Origin of the sequence: Saccharomonospora iraqiensis subsp. iraqiensis (assembly GCF_000430445.1) — a bacterium.
In the GTDB taxonomy this organism is placed as follows: Bacteria; Actinomycetota; Actinomycetes; order Mycobacteriales; family Pseudonocardiaceae; genus Saccharomonospora; species Saccharomonospora iraqiensis.
The window spans coordinates 1-1,501 of the sequence record NZ_KE387095.1 but is presented as its reverse complement, the minus strand read 5'-3'; the positions used below and the strand labels follow the sequence as shown (position 1 = coordinate 1,501).

The following is a 1,501-nucleotide window of genomic DNA, read 5'->3' as shown; positions in this document are numbered from 1 at the left end:
CGGCCAACCGGGAGTGGCTGGCCGAGCGGGCGATCCGGGCGGTCAACGTGATGAGCGCCCCGGGCTCGGGCAAGACGACACTGCTCGCGGCCACGGTCGGCGCGCTGGCCGGGGAGGTGCCGCTCGCGGTCGTGGAAGGGGACCAGGCGGGCTCGCTCGACGCCGACCGGCTGCGCGAGGCGGGGTGCCGCACCGTGCAGGTGAACACCGGGTCCGGGTGCCACCTGGACGCCGACATGGTCGCCCGTGCCCTGCGGGAACTGGACCCTCCGCGGGGTGCGGTGGTGTTCGTCGAGAACGTCGGCAACCTGGTGTGCCCGGCGTTGTTCGACCTGGGGCAGTGGGAGCGGGTGGTGCTCGCCTCGACGACCGAGGGCGAGGACAAGCCGCTGAAGTATCCCCAGATGTTCCGCGCGGCCGACGTCGTGGTGCTGACCAAACTGGACCTCGTGCCGTACCTGGACTTCGACACCGACCACTTCGCCCGGCACCTGCGGCGGGTGAACCCGGACGCGACCCTGCTGCCGGTCTCGGCACTGTCCGGGGCCGGCCTCGGTCAGTGGCTCGACCGGCTGCGCCCGGGTCCGGGATCGTCGGTGCCGGGGTCGGGCGGGTCGGAACCGGGGGTGTCGGAACCCGGGGTGTCGCTCTCCTCGTAGGCGCCCGCCGCGCCGTGCAGGGAGGGTGCGCGGGTCAGCAGGAACGTGCAACAGGTCAGCAGGACGAAGCCGGCGAGCTGGGCCACGATCCAGCCGCCGGCCCGCACCTCCTCCCCGAACACGGCGATCCCCCAGCCGATGCCGACGACCGGGTTGGCCAGGATCAGGCCCGGTTGGGAGGCGACGAGACTGCCCGCCCGGAGCGTGATCTGCAGCAGGACGAACGCGGCGGGTCCGGCCACCAGCACCGCCCACGTCTGCCACGCGCCGAGCACGGCGACGACACCGCCGGAGAAGGTGCCGGTGACCCCGGCAACCAGCACGGCGAGGAACCCGAACGACATGCCGGAGGCCACGCCGAGGTAGGCCGCGCGGACGGCGTACCGGTGCCTGCGGGCCACCAGGACCAGCGCGACGAGCACGGCGACCGTGACCACGCAACCGAGCAGCCAGGTCGGGCCGGTCACCGCGCCGGAACTGCCGCCGGTCGGGCGCAGCCCCACCAGCAGCAGCACGATCCCGGTGTTCATGCCCAGCACCGTGGTCCACTCCCGGCGGTGCAGCCGCGCGTGCAGCAGGAAGTTCGACAACACCAGCACGAACCCCAGTTCGGCCGCGAGGATCGGCTGCACCATCGAGATCGGCCCGGTGCTCAGCGCGGCGACCTGGAGCGCGAACCCGGCGAGCATGAACCCGGCGCCCGCCAGCCAGGGCGGCTGGTGCGCCAGGTCCCACACCATGCGCACCGACAGCGACCGCTCGCCCGGTTCCCGGCGGGCACCCTTGCGCTGCAGGACGGAGGCCAGCGCGTTCGCCAGCGCCGCCGCCACCGCGAGGACGAC

The 1,501-nt window shown here is 73.6% G+C and carries 2 protein-coding genes; one reads left to right on the top strand and one right to left on the bottom strand.

Going from position 1 to position 1,501, the window contains the following annotated elements; translation table 11 throughout:
- Positions 1-659, top strand: a 659-nt coding sequence (hypB, locus tag ACTIR_RS23255) for a hydrogenase nickel incorporation protein HypB (RefSeq protein WP_065388586.1), incomplete at its 5' end; no start/stop codon positions are given.
- Here hypB and ACTIR_RS26650 read toward each other — a convergent pair.
- Positions 557-1,501: DMT family transporter (locus ACTIR_RS26650; RefSeq protein ID WP_065388585.1), on the bottom strand; the 945-nt coding region annotated here is incomplete at its 5' end. The genes hypB and ACTIR_RS26650 overlap by 103 nt on opposite strands.